The sequence below is a fragment of the Bradyrhizobium sp. 23AC genome (assembly GCF_054863025.1).
Genome location: NZ_JAVAYN010000023.1, coordinates 93867 through 111462, shown reverse-complemented (window position 1 = coordinate 111462; position 17596 = coordinate 93867). Strand labels below are relative to the sequence as shown.

The window sequence follows — 17596 nt, the reverse complement described above, 5'->3', positions numbered from 1 at the left end:
CTTCACCAACTGGTTGTCGACGGTGTCCAGGCTCTCGCTGGTCTCCGTCAAAAACTCCCGCAACAGATCATCCATGAGCTACGCCTTACTGACCTGACTCTGGACTTCGGCGGCTGCGCCACCTTTGGCGCGGACGGAAGCCCTATGCTCGATCGTTAGACATCCCTTTTCACAGTCCCGTTAATTTCATCCTCCGTCCTAATACGGATATTGAAGAGAAGTTTGCGGTTCGCCCGCATGCGGCTGCGCTTTTCGGCAAAACCGGCTCCGCGCCGCAACGACGGGGACGTGTGAGGTAAACGGGCCGGTAACAGCGGGCGAAGCGCGCTGGAAAGTCCTGCTCGTGAAGGACGATAGCGACGGCCTGCGGGACATCGAACCGAGCCGTCCGCAACCGGAGGCGCAGTCGCGCCCCTCGGTTCGCGTTGGCGGCGCGATCTGCGTGGTCCGCACACGCGGTAAACGAACCGTTACCCCGTGGCCATAGCCGCCGCGCTGCGCTAACCCAATCGCGCGGCCGAGGCGATGTCGCCGTCGGGACGATGCTCCGCCAGGCAATCGTTGATGGCGGCGAGCAGCGCATGCGGCGTGAACGGCTTGCGCAGACAGCGCGCTGCACCGAGCTCGAGCGCCATCCGGAGGAAATCGGGTGCAGGCGAATTCAGATTCGCAAAGGCGTAGCCGGACATCGCGATCAGCGGAATGACCGGCGCCCGCTCGTGGAAGAGCCGGATCGATTCGAACCCGCGCATGTGCGGCATGAAGATATCGATGATCATCAGATCGAATTGCTGGTGTTCGAGCGCACGAAGTCCGGCTTCACCTCCTTCGGCAATCGTTACCCGAAAATTGTTGCGCTGGAGATAGACCTCGATGGCCATGCAGACCATCGGGTCGTCGTCGACAACGAGAATATGGCGCAGACCTTCTGTCCCCATGTGAGTTTCCCGTTTTGGCGATTCAATAATTGAACCGTGGGGCACGCCGTTCTCCTTTGCTTTCAGTCGAAAAATGGATGGTCGCGAATGTCATTGGCGGCACGGGGAATATGGACGCGAAATCCGCGGCCACGCGACGCCAGGTTTCATGGCAATATTGGATGGCTGTAAATGCTGGTCCAACGGACGACACTGCGCGGGTCGACCGGCGTCTGATCGCAGCACGGATGCAATGCTTCCGGCTCATGAAAGCCCCTTGCAGCTTTTTCCTGCGCAACCCCTACAGGACCGGCGCACAGGCTCAGGAGCGAATCAGCGCGCCATTCTTATTTCCGCCGCAAATGCTGCAGCCTGTCTGCCCTCTAACGGGTATATGGACAGCGCCACAACCTTTACAATATGTTTTTGTCACCGCGCAACTGGATGACGAACGGCTTTACACCGATCGTACATCGAACACGCCGGATTGACCTTCGATGATTGCGAGCGGCCGCCCGTCCAACCAATTGCTGCAAATGCTCGACGCGGCAGATCTCGGTCTGCTGCGCCCGCATCTCGCGACAGTCGAAATGGTCAGGAAATCTGTCTTGTGCGAGGCGGGTGCTGCGCTGAGATATGTCTACTTCCCGCATGGCGGATCCGTTTCGATCACGGTGGGCCTGTCCGAAGGACAGATGATCGAGGTGGCGATGCTGGGCCGCGACAGTGTCGTCGGTGGCGGCGCGGCGCTTGCCGGCGGCATCGCGCCGACAGACGCGGTCGTGCTGTTCCCAGGGACTGCTTCCGTGCTGGAAATCGCAGCTTTCCGTACGGTCGCTGCCGCAAGCGCGCCGTTTCGCCAGCTGATGGTCCGCCATGAGCAGGCCTTGCTCGCGCATGCGCAGCAGTCGCTGCTCTGCAATACGCTGCACCCGGTCGAGGCGCGGCTCGCGCGCTGGCTGCTGCGCGCCCGCGATCTCTCGGACAGTGAAATCCTGCCGCTGACCCAGGAGGCGCTGGCGCAGATGTTGGGCGTACGGCGCAATGCCGTCTCGTTGGTCGCACATGCGCTGCAGCGGGCCGGCATCATTCACTACAGCCGTGGCCAGATTGAAATCCTCAATCTACGGGCGCTGGAGACGACGTCCTGCGACTGCTATTCGGCCGTGAAAGCCCACCACCTCCGCCTGGTCGGAACCGTGCCGTGACGACAGCTCGGCGCTACCAACTGTATGCCGGCGTGCACGCAGCGTGGCAGGAGTGCTGCCGTGGTCGGACAACTTGTCCCAATTGCCAATATATCCCGACGTGAACATGATGGAACTTACGCGTGCCGGGCGTGATTTCGTCTATCGCGATTCGATGGCGCGGGAACGGGAGGCAGCTTTTGGAAACGATGTTGCGCTCAACCAACGGCTTCCTGTCCGCACTGTCGGCAGACGACTATGAATCGATCCGCCCGCACCTGCGAACAGTCGACCTGCCCCATGAGGCGGTGCTGGTCGAGACCGGCGAGACGCTGACGCGCGCGTATTTTCCCCACCGTGGCGTCATCTCGCTGGTGGTGAAGCTCGCCAAGGGCGAGCATGTGCAAGTCGCCATGATCGGCCGCGACAGCCTGCTCGGGACGCTCTCGACCATGGGCGATGCGTCCGCGCTGAACACCGCCATCGTGCTGGTTCCGGGCGTCGCGTCGGTGATGGATCTCGACCGGCTGCGGATCGCCGCCGACCAGAGCAGCACCCTGCGCACGTTGCTGACGCGCCACGGGCTGGCGGTCTACGCCCAGGTCCAGCAGACGGCGGGCTGCAATGCCGCCCATCCCGTGGAGTCGCGGCTGTCGCGCTGCCTCTTGCACACGCATGACCTCTCGGGCGACTACCGGCTGCTGCTGACCCAGGAGGCCATGGCGCAGATGATCGGCGCGCGGCGCAACAGCGTGTCGCTGGTCGCCAACACCCTGCAACAGGCCAATTTCATCCATTACAGCCGCGGGCACATCCAGATCACCAACCTCGACGGCCTGCGCCAGACGGCGTGCGAATGCTACGCCACCGTGAAGGCCCAGTACGACCGGCTGCTCGGCGCGCGCTGACCGCCGCACGCCCATGGTAAACTGCCTGCTAATGCCGGCCTTCAAACACCTAGTGTCCTGCTACCGGAACTGAAATTCGAATGCCGTAGACACGGGGCAGCCCTCGCGCCGGGACGTGCCGCGCGACAAATGACCCGTGATCAAGGCAGCAGGCCCATGTTTGAAGTCACCGTCGCGCCCGCGCAGAAGGCGCTCGATGCCGAGCCTGCGCGCGAGCCGCGCGCTTACGAAGCACTGGTGCGCGAGATCGGCGAGGACGGTGCCTGCGAAGTGCGCGATGTATTCTGGCGCGAGACCTCCGCGCGCCTGCAATTGTTTCGCACGCTCCCGCTGGCGCAGCACCACGCCAGGATCGCGCGCGAAGCGCATTCGCTGAAGAGCGCGGCCGGGACGTTCGGCTATGTCAGGCTCGCGGCGCTGGCGCTGCGACTGGAGAAGTCCGCAGAGAGGCTCGGCGATGGCGAATTCCGCGATCTCCTGGACCTGATGGACGCCGCCTATGCCGCCGCGCGCGCACAGGAGCCGCAGGGCTAGTCCAGACCGCGCGAAACCCGCCGTACTTCTACGGCTTGGGATTTTTAGAGATGGCTAATCATAGGTGGCGATAGTCGCCGGAAACCAGGAGGGTTTCCATGTTCACCTACGAGACCGCGGACCAGAAAGAGGTTCGCCGCTTCCGTATTGCACAGTTCAACGGCCGCATGGCGACGGTGAGGGCTGGCGAGTCCACGGTGACCGGCTTCGTGCGTTCGGTGCTGGAGCATGAATCGAGCATGCCGCCCCGCTGGACCATCACGATCATCCCGAACGGACCGAAGGAAGAGATCAAACCGCTGCGTCCCGTCTCGCGCGCGCGTCCCTTCGCCGAAGATTATTTCTGAGCGCGATCGGGTTTTTAAGACGTCCCGGGAGATCTCTCGGGGCCTTGTCCGCATCATCGCCGCCGGCGATGCAACACACCAGCCTCAGTCGATCGAGTGCAGCAGCGCCGCGCGGACCAGATCCGCGGTGTTGCGCGCACCGAGCTTGCGCATCGCCTCGGCGCGATGGCTCTCGAACGTGCGCGGGCTGATCTGCATTCGAAGCGCACCCTGCTTGTTCGAATAACCTTCGCTGATCAGCCTCAGCACCTCGCGCTCGCGCTTGGTCAGCCGCTTCTGACCCGACAGGCTGAGGAGTTCGGCGCTCGGCACGCGCTGGGCCTGCTGGGCGCGGACGGCCTTCGATTCCGCGTCCTCGGCGCTGGAGGGGATCGACAAGCCCCCCTTGTGGGGACCGGCAAGCTGCTTGACCAGGCCGCAAACGCGCTCGGTTTGTGCCAGCGCGTTCTCGACCACCCGCTGCAAATAGGCGCGGTCGCCGGTCACAGGCGCGAGTTGGTCGCTGTGATGCTTGATCTCGCCCATGTAGAGCAGCAGCGCAGTCAGGGGGCCGTTGAGCTCTCGGGCGATGGCAGCGGCCATTTCGTCGGCGGCCTTGGCCCGGGCGGCGCTCAGGCGGACGAAATCGAGCTCTTCAGTTGGAGCAGCGCTGCTTTCGTACCATTCCGACGGCCGCGAATCGGTGGCCGTATCATTCTGTGACCCCATGTCACTCGTTTAGCGGAACCGGGGGCGGTCTGTGGTTAACTTTTTGCTCCGTAAGACTACGGTGATTTTGTCGGTTTTGCGTTAAAGTGGTGTCGCCGGCACAATTTGTGCTTGCGTTCGGCGGCGCCGGCCCACGCCAGGGTTGAGTTTTACGCCAAAAACTTGGGCAGACAGGCGAAATCGTCCTTAACCGCTGCCTTCGCTCCGACGCCTCCCCCCGGTTTTTACGGATTAATTAACGGCGACTTGCTTCTCTTAGGGGAAGTTGAGAGCGCGCAAATGCCTCCACGCATTGGGCCCGCACGCCCGCGGGAAACGCTGCGAAAGATTGCGTGCCATGAACGAGATCGATCGGCTGTCGGAATTCCTGCAGAGGCTGACGCCGCTGTCGCGCAGCTGTCTGCTCAGCGAACTCGAACGGCTCGAGCTGTGCGGCATCGACATGCCCGGCTCGTCCGACATCCAGTCGCGCTTGCGCGCCGAGTTTCGCAAGGACGGATCGACCCAGGCGCGCGCCACCAGCCCGTCGCGCTATTTCTTCGCGCCGCTCGAACTGCTCCTGATCGACGGCGCGCCCGAGCACGCCAATATGGGGCGGATCTCGCGCAACACCCTCACCCCGATCTGGGAGTGGATCTGCCGCGACCTGCTGCCGACCATGGCACGCGACTACATCAAGGCGATCAACGACCAGGTCGCCGCCAACAACCCGAAGGAAGTCCTGAAGGTCGCCTCGACCTTCCAGACCAAGGTCGTCAAGGTGCTCGAGAGCACCTTCGCATCAGTGGAGAGCACCGAATTCGCGCGCGGCAAGCTCGCGCAATACACGGCCTCACGCACCGCCTTCGACGACGTCAGGAAGATGCAGCACGTGCTGCGTGCGGGCGATGCGCTGCCGAAGTTCAACGAAAAGCTGCCTGAGAAGATCGCGAAATTCGACGACGGCCGGGTTGCCCAGATCACCGCGCAGCTCGACGCCTTCAAGAAGTCTCATCCCGATGCGCTGCCCTTCGCGCTGGCGCTGGTGGCGAGGCGCCTGACGATGCCCTGGCAATTGGCGCGTCTCGCCACCAAGGCGGCTGCGAGCAAGAGCGTCACTGATGTCGCCGCGACGCCCTATGCCTGCGTCATTCCCATGGTGCTCGACCGGCTCGACGACAAGCGCCTCGCGCTTCGGATCGCGCTCCGGCACAATCGGGTGCTGGTCGCCCGCGACCTGCTCGCCGAGATCTACGACACCGAATATGCACTCAAGGTGCGCATCGACGGCATCGAGGGTTGCGAATGGGGAATCCGGCTCCAGCAATTGATGGATGCGATCGCGGCGCTGGTGTCCGCCGAGGTGAGCCGCTTCCCGTCCAATGTCGGCCACATCCTCGGCTCGCGCCGGCTGCGCAGCCACGACACGCTCGGCGGCAAGCTGACCTACCTGGCCTGGAAGGGCCGCGACGTGGTGCAGGACGGCGCGGCGGCGTTTCGCAAATTGATCGGGCAGACCTGATATCGCGCGAACCGCTGCACACTTTTCCGGTTCATGCTCTAATGCGCACGCGGCAGGCACAGGAAGCGATCGAGAAATCGCCCTGACATCACGACCCTGAACCACCAATACATCATTCGCCGCATCGTCATTGTCGTAATCCTCGACAGCCCACCACCGGCTGTGCCGAGCAATAGCGCAGGTGCAGCAATGCGCGTGTGATGTGCTTCACATTTGCAGCCGCGGGCCGGGACGCGGTGTCGCAGAACCGTCACGAGCGAAAGCGAAACTTGCGCGCATCGCGCGAAGGCGAATCCTTCGAACGTCGCCGTCGCTCGCTCCGGATCCACCACAAAGCCATCGGGGAGAGCGACCGCCGCAACGCAGCCCGCCCACCGCGGACGACGCGGTCCTGTTCACCGTCTTCGTTGCGTACGAGCGGGCGCACACCCCGAAGCAACGCCGAAAATTAATCTCCGCTGGTCGCCTCGTTGCTTCGAAAGGACACACATCCGCATCGCTCGCCTCGATCCACCCGCAAGCGGGACGCAGCTTTCATCGCGCGAGAGACATTTCGCGTGCGCTGACAGTCGTTGTGCGCGTGGTGCTCGGGTATGCGAACTCTTTGCGAAGAGTCTGTCGACAAATTAGCTCGAATTGCAGGGTTTAACGTTACTCAAATAATTCAAGAACGATGTGAAGCTCTCCTTATTTGAACCCACGCTCGGCGTTTAAGAAACCGTCACGGAACGGGAGTGGTGTTGATGAACGATGGGATGGTTGAACTCGTCGGACGAAGGCCTGTGACCTTCGGACGACGAAAGGTAACGCCGCGCGCCTGCGTGGCCGATAGTAAGCGGCATCTGCGCGCCTTCCTCAGCGAGGTGCTGGAGGATCTCGGCTTCGTCACCAGCGAATGCGCCAGCTCGGACGAGCTGCAAACGGTGCTCGCCACCGAACTGCCGGACCTGATCCTGCTCGGCGTCGCCGCCGACGGTATCGAGCCGGGGAGATTCCTCGAAATATTGGTGCGCGAGGCATTTTCCGGCAAGGTTCTCGCCGTCGGCGCCCGCGAGTCGATCATCGTCAAGGCCGTGCGGCAGGTCGGCGAGGAATATGGCCTTGCCATGCTGCCGCCGCTGACCACGCCCTTTGCGGCGGAAACGCTGCGCGAGCGCATCGCCATGCTGCTGCCGGAGGAGCCCGCGCCCAGTCCCGCCGTGCATGTCGGCGAGGCCCTGCATGCCGGCTGGCTCGAGCTCTGGTACCAGCCCAAGATCGACGCGCGCACGCTGATCCGCTGCGGTGCCGAGGCGCTGGTGCGGATGCGGCATCCGACCTGGGGCGTGGTGCCGCCGGCTTACTTCATTCCCGAGGAGCGCGATCCGCATCTGCGTGATCTCTCCGAATTCGTGATCGAGCGCGCGATACGGGACTGGCATTATCTGCTGGAGCAGCAGACCCCGGTCGATCTCTCGATCAACCTGCCCGCGTCTTATCTGAAGGAGCCGCAGGCGGTGCGCGATCTCTGCCGTCGCGTGCCGACGCATCCGGCCTTCGGCGGGCTGACGGTCGAGATCGACAGCGAGGAGGCGATCCGCGATCTCGATCACCTGACCGAGGTCGCGCGCGAGGTCGGGCTACACAATATCGGCCTGTCGATCGACAATCTCGGCGCCAACTGGCCGGCGCTGATGGAGCGGGACAAAGTTCCCTTCGTCAAGCTGAAGGCCGACCGGCAATTCGTCACCGGCAGCGGCAGTGACCGGTTGAAGCGCACGGTGTGCCGTCACATCGTCGAGCTCGCGCAGGGCTTTGGCGCGCGCAGCGTGGCCCAGGGGGTCGAAAGCCGCGCCGACCTCGTCGCCGCCAACGAGCTCGGCTTCGATCTCGTGCAGGGCTTCCTGTTCGGCAAGCCGATGCCGCTGAAGAAGTTTGCAAAGGGCGCGCTGACGAAGACGGTGATGGGGCAGGCGTGAGGCACAAGCCTCACGCAAACCGGCGTGCGAAGAAGACGCAGGCGACCACGAGCGCGGTCGCCGCGATCATGCTCCAGGCGACGGGCTCGTGCAGCAGCAGGCCGGCGAGCGCGAGACCGAAGAACGGCTGGAGCTGCTGCAACTGGCCAACGCGCGCGATGCCGCCGATCGCAAGGCCGCGGTACCAGAAGATGAAGCCGACGAACATGCTGAAGATCGAGACGTAAGCGAGCCCGATCCAGGCGGGCACGCTGACGCCGTTCCAGCTCGCCGGCCAGGTCAGAACCGCGACCGGCACCATCAGCGGCAGCGCGAGCAGGAGCGCCCAGGAGATCACCTGCCAGCCGCCGAGCCGGCGCGACAATGCGGCACCTTCGGCATAGCCGAGGCCGCACAGCACGATCGCGGCCACCATCAAGAGATCGCCGGTGAGCGAGGCCGAACCGCCGTTCGACAAGGCAAAGCCGGCTACCGTGGCGCTGCCGAGGATCGCGAACAGCCAGAACAAGGGTTGCGGCCGCTCGCCGCCACGCAGCACGGCGAAGACCGCGGTCGAGAGCGGCAACAGGCCGATGAAGACGATTGAACGGGCCGAGGTGATGTGCTGGAGCGCGAGCGCCGTCAGCAGCGGGAAGCCGACCACGACGCCGATGGCGACGATGGTGAGGGAGGCGAAATCCCCCCGCTGCGGCCGGGCCTGCCGCAGCACGCCGAGCACGGCCACACCGATCAGCGCCGCGATGACCGCGCGGGCCGACGTCAGGAACAGCGCGGAGAAGCCGCCGACCGCGACGCGCGTCGCCGGCAGCGAGCCGCTGAAGATGATGACGCCGAGCAGGCCATTGCCCCAGCCGCTCCCCGCAGATTGCATGTCCGTTCCGCCTTTCGAGAACCGCGATACTCGGCTGCCGGCGGTGGCCCGACCAGTCACAATCCAGTACAATCCGGCAAATCTGTATGGGTATGGAAGGTGATACACCTTGGACATCAGAGCGCCATCGAAGGGACGCGGCGGCACGCGGACCATTGACGTGATGAGCGCGATCCGCGGCAAGATCGCCGGCCGCGCGCTCAGTGCCGGCGACCGCCTGCCATCGGTCCGCAGCCTGGCGGCCACGATGGGTGTGTCGCCGTCGACCGTCGTCGAAGCCTATGATCGCCTCGCGGCCGAAGGCCTGATCCGCGCCCGTCGCGGCTCCGGCTTCTATGTCTCGCCGACGATCATGCCGCCGCTTGCGCTGGCCGAAGCCGGGCCGCGGCGCGACCGGGAGGTCGATCCGTTCTGGGTCTCCAGGCAATCGCTCGATGCCGACGCCGCGGTGCTAAAGCCCGGCTGCGGCTGGCTGCCGGCGGAGTGGATGCCGGAAGCGGCCTTGCGCCGCGCCGTCCGTGCCCTGGCGCGGACCGATGCGGATCTCTTGACGGACTATGGCAGCACGCGCGGCGGATTGGCGCTGCGCCGGCTGCTGCTTGCGCGCCTCGCCGAGGATTCGATTCCCGCGTCCGTCGATCAGCTCATGCTGACGGGCTCGGGCACGCAAGGCGCCGACCTCGTCTGCCGCTTCCTGCTGCGTCCCGGCGACACGGTGCTGGTCGACGACCCCTGCTACTTCAATTTCCGCGCGCTGCTGCGGGCGCATCAGGTCAGGATCATCGGCGTGCCCTACACACCGTCGGGCCCTGATGTCACCCGCTTCGAGCAGATCCTCGGTGCCGAACGTCCCAGGCTCTACATCACCAATTCAGCGCTGCACAATCCGACCGGCGCGACGATGTCGCTTGCGACCGCGCACCGGCTGCTGACCGCGGCGGCCGCGCACGACCTCACCATCATCGAGGACGACATTTTCGGCGATTTCGAGCCGGAGCGCTCGCCGCGCCTGGCCGCGCTCGACGGGCTCACCCGCGTGATCCGCATCGGCAGCTTCTCCAAGACGCTGTCGGCCTCAGTGCGTTGCGGCTATATCGCCGCGCGGCCCGACTGGATCGAGCATCTCGTCGACCTCCAGGTCGCAACCAGCTTCGGCGGCCCGAGCCCGGCCGCGACCGAGATCATCACAAAGGTGCTGGCCGGCGGCAGCTATCGCAAGCACATGGACGAACTCCGGCAAAAGCTCACGCGGACGCGCCGCGACGTCGCGCGAAAACTTCAGGCGTTGGGGCTGGAGCCATGGCTGATGCCGCGCGGCGGATTCTTCCTCTGGTGCCGGCTCACAGGCGGACGGGACGCCGCGCAGGTCGCGCGCGCGGCGCTGGAGCAGGATGTCGTGCTGGCGCCGGGCAACGTGTTCAGCGTGGCGCAGAAAGCCTCGCACTTCATGCGCTTCAACGTGGCGCAGATGAGCGATCCCCGCGTGTGGGACGTGCTGCGGCGGGCGCTGAAGGCACCGGTCGCCCTCTAATACAGCGGCTCCTCATACACCGGCGCGCCGTCGAGCAGCAGCCGCTTGATGGCGGCGCGGCCTGAGGGGAGCACGGCGGCGACGATTCGGATTTTTTGCTGGTTGCGGGCCTGCTCGAGCTTCTTGCCCTCGCCTTCCGGCACGAAATAGCTTTCGAGGCCGTATTTGATCGTCAGCTTGTCACAGAAGGTGCGGACGTTTGATCCGCAGGAATAACTGACGCGGCCGCGGATCAGCACGTCGGGCGCCGTGACCGGCGCCGGCTCGGCATGCACCGAAACCGCCGCGTAAAGGCCGTCGGCATTGGGCGCGAGCTTGACGAACACGATCGGATTACGCGCGTCGGCCGGCTTGCCGGCGAGCGCGCCGGCCGGCACTTGCGAAATGTCGTAGCGGAGCACGACATAGTCGCCGCGCAGGAGATCGCGGGGATCGACCGGCTGCGTCTGCAAGGTCACTTCATGGCCCTCGCGCAGGATCTGCATGCGGTCGGCGACCATCAGGACCAGCAGCAAGCATTGCAGCAGCACAGCGACGCCGAACAGCACGGCTTTCGGGATGCGCTGCCAGAGTCCAGTGATGGTACCGATCATCGCTCAGCCCTCGGCAGCATGCGATTGAGCGCGGTGGCAAAGACCACGGCGATGAGTCCGGCCCCCGCAAGAAAGGCCGAGCGGCGCAGCAACGAGCCGTGCACCGCCCAGGTGATGCCGGCGATGACGCCGGCAATTCCGAGCCAGCCGGCGGCGATCCGCGGGCGCACGTCATCGAGCACACCGGAGACGACGAGGCACAGCATGGCGCAAAGCAGCGCGGCGTAAGCGAACCAGGGCTCGCCGGCCGTGGAGACCGGCCAAATCGGCGCGGCGAGCAGCACGAGCCCGATCGCGCATGATGCGAGGATTTCACCTGCGCGCTTCGTGAGCATGGCGGAGACGAGGGCGAGGATCACCCCCGCGGCCCCGCACAGGATCGCCCAAATCGGCTGGGCGGATACCGTGCTGGTCCGGAAGCGGATGATGTCGTCGACGGTCGCCACCTCCAGGACGGCGACGCCGGCCAGCGAAAACGCCCCGTAGATCGACAGGACGCTCCCGAGACGGAGCGCCCTCGGCGAGGGCCAGGCTGCGAGCGCGAGCCCGGCGCCGAACAGCAGGGCGGCGCCGTTGGCGAGCACGAAGGACGGCTGGGCGCCGTCGAGCTCGAAGCGGAGCGACGTCGCGATCCACCACGGCAGCACCGCGAGCGCGACGAGATGAGCGGCGACGCGCGACTTCCAGGCGAAGGCGAGAGCTGCCGCAATCAGCCAGACCGCCACGAACGGAAGATGCAGGACGTCGGGCGCGTCGTAAGTCCGCATGCAGGTCCAGATGCCGGCGGCGACGAGGCCGACCGCGAGCGCACCGCGCGAGCCGGTCAGCAGCGCGGCGGCGAACGCGCCGATCGACCACAGCAGCATGCCGCCGGCAAAGTCGTCGCCGAGATGATACATCTGGCCGACCAGCGCGATGCCCGCACCGAAGATGATCGCACCGACGCTGGCGCAGAGATCGGCGAGAACGTGGCGGCCTCTCGATGCGAACCAGGCCCCGAGGCCAGAGGTAGCGACCATGCCGGCGAGCAGGATCGCAAACCGCAACAGCCGCGCGATCTCGGTCCAGTGCGCCGCCACGAAGGCGAGGAACGCGGCCGCGATCAACAGACCGCCGACGATGCCGACGACCACGGCGATGTTGATGCCCGGCGGCAGCGGCGGCAGCGCATTGCGGATCGAGGCCGCCGCCGCCGGCGCAATCACGCCATCGGCTTCCCATTGCGCAAGATCAGCGTTGAGGCGGTCGCGGTAGGACTTGTCGAACATTGGGGTGGGTTGCCTTGGTCCCGGCCGGCGGCGGGGCATTGCTAGGTCGGATCCCGCCGGTGGCGGGTTCAAGCGGGCGGGCGCCGGCGCGGGGTCTTAAGCGCCCGGATAACAAAAAACTGGAAAACAACCCCATGCACAGTAGACGACCGGCGTAAAATCAATGGCTTAGGCGAAGGCCATGCGCGCGAAATGATCGTTGGTCTTCGTCGGCGCTGGGACACGCTATTGCCGACGCTGTTGCCTAGCTTACGCTTGGCTGATCGCTTCGAGACTTGGAGCGCGGAGAATCCGTCTCCGGGCATTTTGTTTGCAGCCGCTGAGCGTACGCTTTTCTGACAGGGGCGGGCTCTGAGTCGATGAACGGCCCGGCGACTTTCCAAAAATTCGATGCCTGAAGCAGATTGGCCCAGCGGCGTAGCAGTCTGGATTGCTACATTGCAGGATTCGCATTGCGAGAAGCGCTTGATTGATCGAGACTTTTAGCTAGTCGACAGATTATGGCGGAGAGGGAGGGATTCGAACCCCCGATAGGCTTGCACCTATGCCGCATTTCGAGTGCGGTGCATTCAACCACTCTGCCACCTCTCCTAAGGCGCCATGGTAGGAGCTGGGCCCCTGTGGTTGGGGGCGTTAATAGGCGAGGATGGCGGGCCAGACAAGGCGCGCGGGGCGAAAATCAGATCGGTTTTCGGAGCTGGCGAGGCCCTGTGACGGCGAAGATGCCGCTCGCGGCGGATTTCAGGGGCCGTTTGAAGGATTTGCGAGTGATGCCGCTCCCCCGAAGGTGGCGTGCGCAAGGACTGAAGGGGGCTGGAGCGGTCCGAATCACCTGGGAAAAACGGGGTGGGACCGCCAGACGCGGTAAACACTGGCGGTCCCTTGCCGCTCATTGCAATACTGGCTGGGAAGGGCGGCTTCGCCGGCCAGGTGAGGCGACAATTCGACCCTAGCGTGCGGCCTCGGCGCCGCAACGCAATCCGGTCCTTAACCTAACCAGTCAAGGTTACTCTGGAGCCCGCTTCCGTTCCGATGACATCGGAACGGGGCTCCAGATTCCCCGTTTTGCGCGTTTTTTCGACGCGAACCGGTGTCCACTTCGCTTGAAAACGCGCAGCTAGTCGTTTTTGGCGCTGTCCTTGTTGTTTTCCTTGGCCTTTTTCTTGCCGTTCTCCGTAGTGTCCCGGTCCTTCGCGCTCTCCTTGCGGCGGTTGGTGAAGCGGGCATTGCCAAGGCCCGTGCCGATGGTGAGCACACCCCAGCGCTCGACGTCCTGCATGAACGGCACCTCGGAGAGGCCCTGAACCACGCCGTCATTGTGCATCAGGATCGCGGTGTCGTGCTCGCCGATCTCGGGGATGCCCTCGATCAGGCTCGCCGGCAGGTTGAACTTGCTGCTCTCCCAATTGCCCGGCAGGTTCTGCGCACCCTTCTCGATCGAGCCGTCGGCATTGATCACGCCGGGACAGGCGATGCCGATGAAAGGTGCGAGCTTGAAGCCGTCGTTCTCGGCTTCCGCGATCAGCCCCTTCAGCATCTTGGTGAGCCGCTTGACCGCACCTTCGCGCGTCGGCTCGTCGTCGGCATGACGCCACAGCTCGGATTTCACGACCTTGGCCTTCGACAGATCCTTGGCCTTCTTCCAGTTGGTCTCGACCAGGCCGCAGCGGATGTTGGTGCCGCCGATGTCGACCGCCAAAATGCTGTCATAGGCCTCGAAGATCCAGGACGGCGCCAGATGCAGCGCGCCAATCAGGCCGGCTTCATCCGGGTGATGGCGGATCGGCATCATGTCGATCTTGAAGTCCTCGGATTTGAGGATGATCTCGGTGCGCGCGATCGCCAGCTCGCCGAGCCGGGAATCGCGGAAGCCGCCGCCGACCACAATGCGCTCGGTCTTGGCCCAAGCCTTGGTCTTGAGGAAACGCCGGGTGACATAGGCGAGCTCCTGGGCGAAATCCTCGATCGCGCTGTGCACCACCGCGGAGGCCTCGGTGTCGTCGCCGACCAGGATGGCATCCAGCGTCTTCTTGCTGATCTCCTCCGAGGGCTCCTTGCCGAACGGGTCCTCCCCGGTCTTGCGCAGCGGCTTGCGCCAGCGGTCGAGGATGTCGCGGAACGCGCCCTTGCTGGCGCGATCGCCGAGAAAGCCGTCCTCGTCCTTCATCTCGATGTTGAAACTGTCGATCTCCACCGACGGCAGCCGCTCCGCGCCGTGATGGGCGATGCCCGTCGCCTTGACCAGTTCGTCCGTTGCCATGGTAAGCCCTTGCCCGCATGTCGATTTGCGATGACAACGGCAAGGGAACCCGTTGGTTGCAATGCCATCCCGCAGATTCGACGGGGCGCCGGAAGAGGCCCAAATCCTTCAAATCCGGGCGTTTTCCGCGGTTTTCCTTGACTCTTCTCTGCCGGCGGCTATAAGTCCCCCAACCGGCGCGGGGCGTTTCTCGCGCCGCTTGTTTTTGCGTGGGTTTTCAAAGGGATAACTCCCGCCCGCACAAAACTCGATAAACCCATAGCGACTGACAAAAAGCCGACCCCGACGATTACAGTCGCGAGGCCGGGATTGAACACGGAGAAAAAAACGATGTTCGCAGTCATCAAAACCGGCGGCAAGCAATACCGCGTCGTGCCGGATGATGTTCTCGAAGTAGGCAAGATCGAAGGCGAAGTCGGCTCGATCATTCAGCTGAATGAAGTTCTGGTGCTCGGCGGCGACACGCCGGTGCTGGGTATTCCGACGGTCGCAGGTGCGTCCGTTGCGGTCGAGGTGCTCGACCACAAGCGCGGCCCCAAGGTCATCGCGTTCAAGAAGCGCCGCCGCAAGAATTCGCGCCGCAAGCGCGGCTATCGCGACGAGATCACGGTGCTCCGCATCTCCGAGATCCTGACGGATGGCGCCAAGCCCACCAAGGGCCCGCGTCCGAAGCGGGAGAAGGTGGCGAAGGAGCCGGCAGCGGAAGCCGCCGAGTAACGCAAAATCGATCACGCCAATTCACGAATTGATGCGTGAGAAATTTTGAAATGATTCCGTCAAGGAATTGATCTAGAAATACGCAGGATTTCGGAGACGAGCCATGGCTCACAAAAAAGCAGGCGGTTCATCGCGCAACGGTCGCGATTCCAAGGGTAAGCGCCTCGGCATCAAGGCGTTCGGCGGGGAAGTTGTGATTCCCGGCAACATCATTGCGCGTCAGCGCGGCACCACCTGGCACCCGGGCCTTAATGTCGGCATGGGCACGGACCACACTCTGTTCGCCAAGATCGAGGGTCGCGTCACGTTCCAGGCCAAAGCCAACGGCCGCACCTTCGTATCGGTGCTCCCGCTCGCAGAGGCGGCTGAATAGACGGCGGATCAAATTGGAGTCCGCCGGTCCTACCAAACCGGCGGAGTCCTTAAGATCGCAAGAGATCGAAGGCTCCAAGGGGGAGGCGGGAAACCGGCCTCCCCTTTTCTTTTGACTTGCTCACTTTGACTTAGTGACTTTCACGGAGCCGGACATGTTGCAGGATTTCTCGAGCGCGACCTTGGCTGAGGCGAGACCTGGTGTCGTCGCCACCGAACGGCTGACCTTGCGGCGGCCGACCCTCGCCGACGTCAGGACCATCGCCCGGCTCGCCAATGACCGCCGCGTCGCCGAAAACACCCGCCGCCTCCCGCACCCCTATTCGCAGGACGACGCCGTCGCCTTCGTCCGCGCCACCGCCGCGCTCGGCAGCGAGACGGTGTTCCTGATCGAGCACGATACCGGGCCGGTCGGCATGGTCGGCATCGACTGCTCCACGCCCGGCAATGCCGAGCTCGGCTATTGGCTCGGCGTCGAGCACTGGGGCAAGGGCTTTGCCACCGAGGCCGCGCGCGGCGCGATCGACTTCTTCTTCGAGGAGTTCGAGGACGAGCACCTCTATGCCGGCGCGCGCGTCACCAATCCGGCCTCGCGCAACGTGCTGGAGAAGTGCGGCTTCCAGTGGAGCGGCGTGCAGCTGCATCGCTTCCTGGCGCTGGGCTCCTCGACGCCGGTCGACTGCTTCCGCCTTTCGCGCGGCGTGTGGGCGTCGCTGAAGAGCTGGAGCAGCGCGCGGAGGATGAGGTAGCGGCGCACTGCGTCCTCAATCACCAGTGTCGCCCCCGCGAAAGCGGGGGCCCATAACCACAGGGAGGAGTGTGAGGCAAAGCGCCCACTCCGAGTCTTCGCAAAACATCTCCCTGTGGGTAGGGGTCCCTGCTTTCGCAGGGACGACGGCGTGGCTTTGGCTACACTGGTGGATTTACTTCGGCACTCTCTCGCCCCAGATCCCGCTCACGCAGATAAATATAGAACCCCGCCCCGATGATGATCGCGGCGCCGATGAGCGTGGCCATTGACGGTACATCGCCGAACACGACGAAGCCGAAGATCACGGCCCAGACGATCATCGAATATTGGTAGGGCACCACGACGCTGGCCGGCGCCAGCTTGAGCGAGCGGTTGACGCAGAACAGCGCGGTGACCGAGACGCATCCCGCGAGCGCGAAGATCACCAGGCTGCCTGATGTCGGCGGCACCCAGTGAAACGCCGACAGCACCGCGCCCAGCGAAAACGTGCCGACGAATTGCGAGGATGCCATCACGATGTCGGGCGTCTTGCGCAGGCTGCGCGTGATCAGCATCAAGGTCGCAAACGACAGGCTGCCGCCGAGCGCGATCAGCGCCGGCAGGCTGACGGTCTGCGCCGACGGCCGCAGCGCGATCAGGACGCCGCAGAAGCCGATCAAAATCGCGGTCCAGCGCCGCCAGCCGACCTTCTCGCCCAAGAAGATCGCCGACATCGCGGTGACGAAGATGGGACCGGCGAGATAATAGGTGATGACGTCGGCGAGCGGCAGATAGACGGTGGCGAGGAAGAAGGCGGCGACCTCGAGCGTCGACAGCACGACACGAAACAGCTGCAGCCAGGGCTGCTCGAGGCGGACGAAATCGTGACGCTGCCGCCAGATCAGCGGCGCGAGCAGCAGCAGCGCCGCGCAGGCACGCAGGAACAAGAGCTGCCCCACCGAATAAGTCCCGACCAGGAACTTGCCCATGGCGTCGCCGAACGAGAACATGAAGATCGACAGCACCATCAGCCCGATGCCGGCGAGGCGCGCGGAGCGATCGTCATAGGCGGAGAGGTTCTTGAACAGGGGCATTGCAGCGAGTCTGGGTGAAGGATTCGTCGTTGCGTGCTCAGCGAAGCAATGACGGGGACAGAGCGTCAGGAATCGGCTGGTAGTATCGCTTGCGGTCGTT

At 64.4% G+C, this 17596-nt stretch carries 18 protein-coding genes and 1 tRNA gene; 11 read left to right on the top strand and 8 right to left on the bottom strand.

The window, feature by feature from the left end; translation table 11 throughout:
- Nucleotides 1-500: 500 nt before the first annotated feature.
- Nucleotides 501-938: a response regulator gene (locus RAD10_RS35750; RefSeq protein ID WP_038972600.1), complete on the bottom strand. Its 438-nt coding sequence runs from the start codon at nucleotides 936-938 to the stop codon at nucleotides 501-503.
- Between the two features lie 77 nt (nucleotides 939-1015).
- Here RAD10_RS35750 and RAD10_RS35745 point away from each other — a divergent pair, with 77 nt between their 5' ends.
- From RAD10_RS35745 to RAD10_RS35725, 5 genes are all read left to right on the top strand, one after another.
- A complete protein-coding gene (locus RAD10_RS35745; protein WP_461621110.1) occupies nucleotides 1016-1408 on the top strand; it encodes a hypothetical protein in 393 nt (130 codons plus the stop codon).
- Nucleotides 1409-1414: 6 nt separating this feature from the next.
- Nucleotides 1415-2125, top strand: a complete 711-nt coding sequence (locus RAD10_RS35740) for a Crp/Fnr family transcriptional regulator (protein WP_461621109.1) — start codon at nucleotides 1415-1417, stop codon at nucleotides 2123-2125.
- 188 nt (nucleotides 2126-2313) lie between these two features.
- Nucleotides 2314-3012 carry a Crp/Fnr family transcriptional regulator gene (locus RAD10_RS35735; RefSeq protein ID WP_461621108.1) on the top strand — a complete coding sequence of 233 codons (699 nt, stop codon included), beginning with the start codon at nucleotides 2314-2316 and terminating at the stop codon, nucleotides 3010-3012.
- 156 nt (nucleotides 3013-3168) lie between these two features.
- Nucleotides 3169-3546: an Hpt domain-containing protein gene (locus RAD10_RS35730; protein WP_461621107.1), complete on the top strand. Its 378-nt coding sequence runs from the start codon at nucleotides 3169-3171 to the stop codon at nucleotides 3544-3546.
- 98 nt (nucleotides 3547-3644) lie between these two features.
- Entirely contained in the window at nucleotides 3645-3893 is a 249-nt protein-coding gene (locus RAD10_RS35725; protein ID WP_038949373.1) for a hypothetical protein, read from the top strand.
- An 84-nt stretch (nucleotides 3894-3977) separates the two neighbouring features.
- On the opposite strand, the gene RAD10_RS35720 is transcribed toward RAD10_RS35725, so the two are convergent.
- Nucleotides 3978-4601 (bottom strand): helix-turn-helix domain-containing protein, encoded by a 624-nt coding sequence (locus tag RAD10_RS35720; protein ID WP_028139177.1) that lies wholly within the window; start codon nucleotides 4599-4601, stop codon nucleotides 3978-3980.
- Between the two features lie 337 nt (nucleotides 4602-4938).
- Here RAD10_RS35720 and RAD10_RS35715 point away from each other — a divergent pair, with 337 nt between their 5' ends.
- Together RAD10_RS35715 and RAD10_RS35710 are read left to right on the top strand one after the other, a co-directional pair.
- Entirely contained in the window at nucleotides 4939-6102 is a 1164-nt protein-coding gene (locus RAD10_RS35715) for a hypothetical protein (protein ID WP_091964892.1), read from the top strand.
- A 743-nt stretch (nucleotides 6103-6845) separates the two neighbouring features.
- Nucleotides 6846-8060, top strand: a complete 1215-nt coding sequence (locus RAD10_RS35710) for an EAL domain-containing protein (protein ID WP_461621106.1) — start codon at nucleotides 6846-6848, stop codon at nucleotides 8058-8060.
- Between the two features lie 10 nt (nucleotides 8061-8070).
- Here RAD10_RS35710 and RAD10_RS35705 read toward each other — a convergent pair whose 3' ends face one another.
- Nucleotides 8071-8931: a DMT family transporter gene (locus RAD10_RS35705; protein WP_461621105.1), complete on the bottom strand. Its 861-nt coding sequence runs from the start codon at nucleotides 8929-8931 to the stop codon at nucleotides 8071-8073.
- A gap of 163 nt (nucleotides 8932-9094) precedes the next feature.
- Between RAD10_RS35705 and RAD10_RS35700 the strand changes: the two genes are divergently transcribed.
- Nucleotides 9095-10462 (top strand): aminotransferase-like domain-containing protein, encoded by a 1368-nt coding sequence (locus RAD10_RS35700; protein WP_461621113.1) that lies wholly within the window; start codon nucleotides 9095-9097, stop codon nucleotides 10460-10462.
- On the opposite strand, the gene RAD10_RS35695 is transcribed toward RAD10_RS35700, so the two are convergent.
- From RAD10_RS35695 to RAD10_RS35680, 4 genes are all read right to left on the bottom strand, one after another.
- Nucleotides 10459-11055, bottom strand: coding sequence for a GDYXXLXY domain-containing protein (locus tag RAD10_RS35695; RefSeq protein WP_461621104.1), 597 nt, complete (start codon nucleotides 11053-11055; stop codon nucleotides 10459-10461). The genes RAD10_RS35700 and RAD10_RS35695 overlap by 4 nt on opposite strands.
- Entirely contained in the window at nucleotides 11052-12323 is a 1272-nt protein-coding gene (locus RAD10_RS35690; RefSeq protein ID WP_461621103.1) for a DUF2157 domain-containing protein, read from the bottom strand. The genes RAD10_RS35695 and RAD10_RS35690 overlap by 4 nt, the downstream gene beginning before the upstream one ends.
- A 501-nt stretch (nucleotides 12324-12824) precedes the next feature.
- A tRNA-Ser gene (locus tag RAD10_RS35685) sits at nucleotides 12825-12914 on the bottom strand.
- Nucleotides 12915-13440: 526 nt separating this feature from the next.
- A complete protein-coding gene (locus RAD10_RS35680) occupies nucleotides 13441-14583 on the bottom strand; it encodes an ROK family protein (protein WP_461621102.1) in 1143 nt (380 codons plus the stop codon).
- Between the two features lie 330 nt (nucleotides 14584-14913).
- Here RAD10_RS35680 and rplU point away from each other — a divergent pair, with 330 nt between their 5' ends.
- The 3 genes from rplU to RAD10_RS35665 all read left to right on the top strand — a co-directional run bounded on the left by rplU (nucleotide 14914) and on the right by RAD10_RS35665 (nucleotide 16421).
- Nucleotides 14914-15300 carry a 50S ribosomal protein L21 gene (gene rplU, locus RAD10_RS35675; RefSeq protein WP_104464344.1) on the top strand — a complete coding sequence of 129 codons (387 nt, stop codon included), beginning with the start codon at nucleotides 14914-14916 and terminating at the stop codon, nucleotides 15298-15300.
- A 103-nt stretch (nucleotides 15301-15403) separates the two neighbouring features.
- Entirely contained in the window at nucleotides 15404-15673 is a 270-nt protein-coding gene (rpmA, locus tag RAD10_RS35670) for a 50S ribosomal protein L27 (protein WP_008137923.1), read from the top strand.
- 154 nt (nucleotides 15674-15827) lie between these two features.
- Nucleotides 15828-16421, top strand: coding sequence for a GNAT family N-acetyltransferase (locus RAD10_RS35665; RefSeq protein WP_461621101.1), 594 nt, complete (start codon nucleotides 15828-15830; stop codon nucleotides 16419-16421).
- A gap of 160 nt (nucleotides 16422-16581) precedes the next feature.
- Here RAD10_RS35665 and RAD10_RS35660 read toward each other — a convergent pair whose 3' ends face one another.
- A complete protein-coding gene (locus tag RAD10_RS35660; RefSeq protein ID WP_461621100.1) occupies nucleotides 16582-17496 on the bottom strand; it encodes a DMT family transporter in 915 nt (304 codons plus the stop codon).
- Between the last annotated feature and the right edge of the window lie 100 nt (nucleotides 17497-17596).

Excerpts from the sequence above, each read along its gene's own strand:
- RAD10_RS35720 (WP_028139177.1), bottom strand. The coding sequence starts at position 4,601 with ATGGGGTCACAGAATGATACGGCCACCGATTCGCGGCCGTCGGAATGG.
- RAD10_RS35740 (WP_461621109.1), top strand. The coding sequence starts at position 1,415 with ATGATTGCGAGCGGCCGCCCGTCCAACCAATTGCTGCAAATGCTCGAC.
- RAD10_RS35665 (WP_461621101.1), top strand. The coding sequence starts at position 15,828 with ATGTTGCAGGATTTCTCGAGCGCGACCTTGGCTGAGGCGAGACCTGGT.
- RAD10_RS35710 (WP_461621106.1), top strand. The coding sequence starts at position 6,846 with ATGAACGATGGGATGGTTGAACTCGTCGGACGAAGGCCTGTGACCTTC.
- RAD10_RS35750 (WP_038972600.1), bottom strand. The coding sequence starts at position 938 with ATGGGGACAGAAGGTCTGCGCCATATTCTCGTTGTCGACGACGACCCG.
- RAD10_RS35745 (WP_461621110.1), top strand. The coding sequence starts at position 1,016 with ATGGTCGCGAATGTCATTGGCGGCACGGGGAATATGGACGCGAAATCC.
- RAD10_RS35690 (WP_461621103.1), bottom strand. The coding sequence starts at position 12,323 with ATGTTCGACAAGTCCTACCGCGACCGCCTCAACGCTGATCTTGCGCAA.
- RAD10_RS35705 (WP_461621105.1), bottom strand. The coding sequence starts at position 8,931 with ATGCAATCTGCGGGGAGCGGCTGGGGCAATGGCCTGCTCGGCGTCATC.
- rpmA (WP_008137923.1), top strand. The coding sequence starts at position 15,404 with ATGGCTCACAAAAAAGCAGGCGGTTCATCGCGCAACGGTCGCGATTCC.
- rplU (WP_104464344.1), top strand. The coding sequence starts at position 14,914 with ATGTTCGCAGTCATCAAAACCGGCGGCAAGCAATACCGCGTCGTGCCG.
- RAD10_RS35680 (WP_461621102.1), bottom strand. The coding sequence starts at position 14,583 with ATGGCAACGGACGAACTGGTCAAGGCGACGGGCATCGCCCATCACGGC.
- RAD10_RS35735 (WP_461621108.1), top strand. The coding sequence starts at position 2,314 with ATGTTGCGCTCAACCAACGGCTTCCTGTCCGCACTGTCGGCAGACGAC.
- RAD10_RS35725 (WP_038949373.1), top strand. The coding sequence starts at position 3,645 with ATGTTCACCTACGAGACCGCGGACCAGAAAGAGGTTCGCCGCTTCCGT.
- RAD10_RS35730 (WP_461621107.1), top strand. The coding sequence starts at position 3,169 with ATGTTTGAAGTCACCGTCGCGCCCGCGCAGAAGGCGCTCGATGCCGAG.
- RAD10_RS35715 (WP_091964892.1), top strand. The coding sequence starts at position 4,939 with ATGAACGAGATCGATCGGCTGTCGGAATTCCTGCAGAGGCTGACGCCG.
- RAD10_RS35700 (WP_461621113.1), top strand. The coding sequence starts at position 9,095 with ATGAGCGCGATCCGCGGCAAGATCGCCGGCCGCGCGCTCAGTGCCGGC.
- RAD10_RS35695 (WP_461621104.1), bottom strand. The coding sequence starts at position 11,055 with ATGATCGGTACCATCACTGGACTCTGGCAGCGCATCCCGAAAGCCGTG.
- RAD10_RS35660 (WP_461621100.1), bottom strand. The coding sequence starts at position 17,496 with ATGCCCCTGTTCAAGAACCTCTCCGCCTATGACGATCGCTCCGCGCGC.